This is a genomic window from Desulfuromonas sp. TF, assembly GCF_000472285.1.
In the GTDB taxonomy this organism is placed as follows: domain Bacteria; phylum Desulfobacterota; class Desulfuromonadia; order Desulfuromonadales; family ATBO01; genus ATBO01.
The window spans coordinates 1-4,694 of record NZ_KI421414.1 but is presented as its reverse complement, the minus strand read 5'-3'; the positions used below and the strand labels follow the sequence as shown (position 1 = coordinate 4,694).

Below are 4,694 nucleotides of genomic sequence, written 5' to 3'. Positions count from 1 at the left end.
GCACATCCGGGCTCAATCTAATCTGGCACATTACCCATATGAGTTACCTTGGTCCGACCCTTTTTTACGATAGAAGTATGTCAGCATAGGTAAAGTCATGCTTTGTCCCAAATGCGGATATCAAAACCCGCCGAACCGGCAGGATTGCCTCCGATGTGGAGTCATCTTCGCGAAAATAAGAGTCCATGCGAACTCGCCGGCCCAATCGCAGGCTCAAGAGGTCGCAGCGGACTTGCCCGATCGGGATTGCAGCTTGCGCCACCTGCTCCTCTCCTGCCCCGATGAGGCCAACCTCTTGCTTTTCACCGGAAGAGCCCTCGTCCTTCTGGGAATGATCGTCTGGGGAAGCAAGCTGATCTTCGCCGGCATCGCCAGCAATGCTTCGGGGGAAAGCTGGCTGCATTTGGTTAATCTGCCGTTCCACGAGGCCGGACATGTGATCTTTCGCCCTTTTGGGCAATTCATCGCTAGCCTTGGCGGCACAGTGGGGCAGCTGCTGGTTCCTCTGGTGTGCATGGCGACCCTGCTGCTGAAAACCCGCGATCCGTTCGGCACGGCGGTCTGTTTCTGGTGGCTGGGGGAAAACTTTCTGGATATCGCTCCATACATAGATGATGCCCGTGCAGGGCAACTGCCCCTGATGGGAGGGAATTTCGGGCATTCGTCGCCCTACGGGTTTCATGATTGGGAATTTCTGCTGACGGAGACGGGGCTGTTGAGCTACGACCACATGCTGGCAAGAGTTTCCCACGGCATCGGTTCACTGGCTATAACGCTGTCGATTGCGTGGGCCGGGTATCTTCTTTACAGACAGTTCCCGCGCCGGCAAGAGTGAAGAAATCACAAAAACAGGGAGATAAAATGTTATCCATTGAAACACTCATAACTTTTTTCACAGCATCGATTCTACTTGGCCTTGCTCCGGGTCCCGACAATATATTCGTACTGACGCAGTCCGCCTTGCGTGGAAAGGGCGCTGGGCTAATTGTGATGCTCGGTTTATGCTCAGGACTCATCGTGCACACAATCGCTGTGGCTCTCGGGGTCGCTATAATTTTTCAGACATCCGCAATTGCATTTTCCGCCCTCAAATTCATTGGTGCGGGTTACCTCTTTTATCTGGCGTGGCAAGCTCTTCGAGCCTCTGCTGAAAAAATTGAGGGCGAGCCTGACGTCATCGTCAATCATCGGAAGTTGTATTGTCGTGGCATCATCATGAACATCACAAATCCTAAAGTATCGATCTTTTTTTTGGCCTTCCTGCCACAATTTGCCGATCCAACAAGAGGATCTGTCGCTTTTCAGCTACTCCTGCTGGGAGCGCTGTTTATCATAGCCACGATATTGGTATTTGGAGGCATCGCTCTCCTTGCAGGCACACTTGGCCAGTGGCTTAATCGATCAGTCCGAACCCAAAAGATCTTGAACAAGGTTGCGGGCGCCGTTTTTCTGGGCCTGGCCTTGAAATTGGCGACAACAGAGAGGTAAACACGAACCCCCTCCAGAAGGATAGCGACCGCCCATGAACGACACACACCATCAGCCGATCTATCTCAAGGATTACCAGCCGCCAGCCTACCTCGTAGAGAGCGTCGAACTCATTTTTGAGCTGGGAGAAGAGTCCACCATCGTCAAATCGCGCCTGAACCTGAGCCGCAACCCCGCCGGAAAAGGAGGGCACCTGGTTCTAGACGGAAACGAGCTTGCCCTGCGGGGCCTCCACCTCGACCGTCGTACCCTCGCGGCGAACGAATACGAAGTGACGGAGGAGAATCTGACAATCTTCGATGTCCCCCAAAATTTTCAGCTGGTGGTCGAAACCGAAATCAAGCCGCAGGAGAACACCTCCCTTGAGGGGCTGTACACCTCGAGCGGCAATTTCTGCACCCAGTGCGAAGCCCAGGGATTCCGCAAGATCACCTATTACCCCGACCGCCCCGACGTCCTGGCCCACTTCACCGTCAGCATCCTCGCCGACAAGGCGAAATATCCGATCCTGCTCTCCAACGGCAACCTCGTGACCAGCATCGATCTGCCCGACGGGCGGCATCTTTCCAAGTGGGTGGACCCCTTCAAAAAGCCCGCCTACCTCTTTGCCCTGGTGGCCGGAGACCTGGTGCGGATCGAAGACACCTTCGTCACCGCCTCGGGGCGCGAGGTGAAGCTCCATATCTATGTGGAGGAGCGCAACCGCGACCGCTGCGACCACGCCATGGCCTCGCTGAAGAAAGCCATGCGATGGGACGAGGAGACCTTCGGCCTGGAGTACGATCTGGATATCTACATGATCCTGGCGGTGGACGACTTCAACATGGGGGCGATGGAGAACAAGGGCCTCAACATCTTCAACTCCAAGTACGTCCTCGCCCGTCCCGAGACCGCCACCGACGCCGATTTCCAGGCGATCGAGGGGGTGATCGGCCACGAATATTTCCACAACTGGACCGGCAACCGCGTCACCTGCCGCGACTGGTTCCAGCTCTCGCTCAAGGAAGGGCTGACGGTCTTTCGGGACCAGGAGTTCAGCGCTGACATGACCAGCCGGGCGGTCAAGCGCATCGAGGAGGTGCGCGCTCTGCGCAACGCCCAGTTCCCCGAGGACGCCGGTCCCATGGCCCATCCCGTGCGCCCCGCCTCTTACGTGGAAATCAACAACTTCTACACCATGACGGTCTACAACAAGGGTGCGGAGCTGATCCGCATGTATCACACCCTGCTCGGCCCCGAGGGGTTCCGCAAGGGGCTGCGCCTCTACCTTGAGCGCTTCGACGGCCAGGCGGCCACCACCGACGATTTCCTTCGGGCCATGGCCGATGCGGGGGGGCGTGATCTGGAGCAGTTCGGCCTCTGGTACAGCCAGGGCGGCACGCCGGAACTGGAGGTGGAAACAGACTATGACGGGGCGCGAAAGGTCTACACACTGAAGGTGCGCCAGTCCTGCCCCCCGACCCCGGGCCAGACGGATAAAAAGCCGTTCCACATCCCCCTGGCCATGGGCCTGCTCGACCGAAACGGCAACGACCTGCCGCTGCGGCTCGAAGGGGAATCCGCCCCTGCGGGAACCACCCGGGTGCTGGAGCTGCGCCGGGAGGAGGATGCCTTCCGCTTCGTCGGCATCCCGGAAGAACCCGTCCCCTCCCTGCTTCGCGGTTTCTCAGCCCCCGTCAGGCTTTGGATGGAAACATCCGACAGGGACCTGGCTTTTCTGATGGCCCACGACAGCGACCCCTTCAATCGCTGGGAGGCCGGGCAGCGGCTGTCGGTGCGCATCATGCTGAAGCTGGTCGAAGAGTGCCGGAGTGGCCGGGAGACGGTGCTCGACACCGGTTTCACCGATGCCTTTCGCAGGCTCCTGCTGGATGAAAATGCCGATCCCGCTCTCCTCGCCCAGGCCCTGGTCCTGCCCACCGAAAGCTATCTTGCCGAACAGATGGAGGTGGCCGATCCCGAGACGATCCACCGGGTGCGCGAATTGATGCGCAGGGACCTGGCGAAGAGGCTGCGCGAAGAGTTCATCCTGGTGATGGAAGCCAATACTATGGAGGGTCCCTACAGCATCGAGCCGGCCGCCGTGGGACGGCGCAGCCTGAAAAACCTCTGCCTGGCGTACCTCATGACTCTGGAGGAGAGCGTAATCGTCCGGCGCTGCTTCGACCAGTTCAACCGGGCGGACAACATGACCGACGTCTCGGCCGCCCTGCATTGCCTGGCCAACAGCGAGACGCCCGAGCGGACGGAGGCCCTGGAGGCCTTTTACCGGAAGTGGCGGCACGACCCGCTGGTGATGGACAAATGGTTCACCCTGCAGGCGACCTCAAAGCGCCCGGACACCCTGGAGAACGTCAAGCGACTCATGGCTCATCCGGCTTTCAACATCAAGAATCCCAACAAGGTCCGGGCGCTCATCGGCGCCTTCTGTCACGGCAACCCGGCCCGCTTCCACGATTGCTCCGGGGCGGGTTACGCCTTTCTCGGCGATCAGGTGGTGACCATCGACAGCCTCAATCCCCAGGTTGCGGCCCGCCTCCTCGGGGCTGTCACCCGCTGGCGCAAGTACGACGAAGCCCGCCAGGCAATGATGAGGGCACAGCTTGAGCGGATCGCCGCCGCTCCGGGTATCTCACGGGACGTTTACGAGATCGCGGCGAAAAGCCTGGCTCAGTAAACAATAGCCGAAGCGGCAGTCCCAAAAGGCACTGACGACATCCTTCTCTTCCCGTCTGCGCTCAAGCTACACCGCCTCCCTCCCGGGCTCCGACGGCCAGCAGTGCATCCTCTTCGAAGATGCGAACTATGAATTTTTATTCTTCCTTCATCGTTCCTGATTGATCGTCCAGAGACGGTTTTTTACCTCCTGAAGAGGACTCAGACTTCGCGACTTTTCTCTTGAAAATCCCCATCCCTGAACAGGTCCAAGCTTATATTCATCTATCGACATAACCACTAAAATCACTAGTATTCATAGTAATAGAACGGTGTTATACATATTTTTCTCTAAGTTATTGACATAATTAGAGAAATTGTTTACCGTATACGGAATTGGTCTGACCACGATTTTAGAACATCCGAGGCCGGACAGTTAATCCTAAAAAAGGAGAACAGGATGTCCCGTAAACTGGTAAACATTGACGGCAACACCGCCGCGGCTCACGTGGCGCATGCCACGAACGAGGTCATTGCGATCTACCCGATCA

The 4,694-nt window shown here is 57.7% G+C and carries 3 protein-coding genes; all 3 read left to right on the top strand.

Features of this window, described 5'->3' with window-relative positions; all coding sequences use genetic code 11:
* Positions 1-253: 253 nt before the first annotated feature.
* The 3 genes from DTF_RS0105145 to pepN are packed head-to-tail and all read left to right on the top strand — an operon-like array spanning position 254 to position 4,165.
* A complete protein-coding gene (locus DTF_RS0105145; RefSeq protein ID WP_226989172.1) occupies positions 254-835 on the top strand; it encodes a hypothetical protein in 582 nt (193 codons plus the stop codon).
* 26 nt (positions 836-861) lie between these two features.
* Entirely contained in the window at positions 862-1,488 is a 627-nt protein-coding gene (locus tag DTF_RS0105140) for a LysE family translocator (RefSeq protein WP_027714452.1), read from the top strand.
* A gap of 34 nt (positions 1,489-1,522) precedes the next feature.
* Positions 1,523-4,165, top strand: a complete 2,643-nt coding sequence (gene pepN / locus DTF_RS0105135; RefSeq protein WP_027714451.1) for an aminopeptidase N — start codon at positions 1,523-1,525, stop codon at positions 4,163-4,165.
* Positions 4,166-4,694 lie beyond the last annotated feature (529 nt).

Excerpts from the sequence above, each read along its gene's own strand:
- DTF_RS0105140 (WP_027714452.1), top strand. The coding sequence starts at position 862 with ATGTTATCCATTGAAACACTCATAACTTTTTTCACAGCATCGATTCTA.
- pepN (WP_027714451.1), top strand. The coding sequence starts at position 1,523 with ATGAACGACACACACCATCAGCCGATCTATCTCAAGGATTACCAGCCG.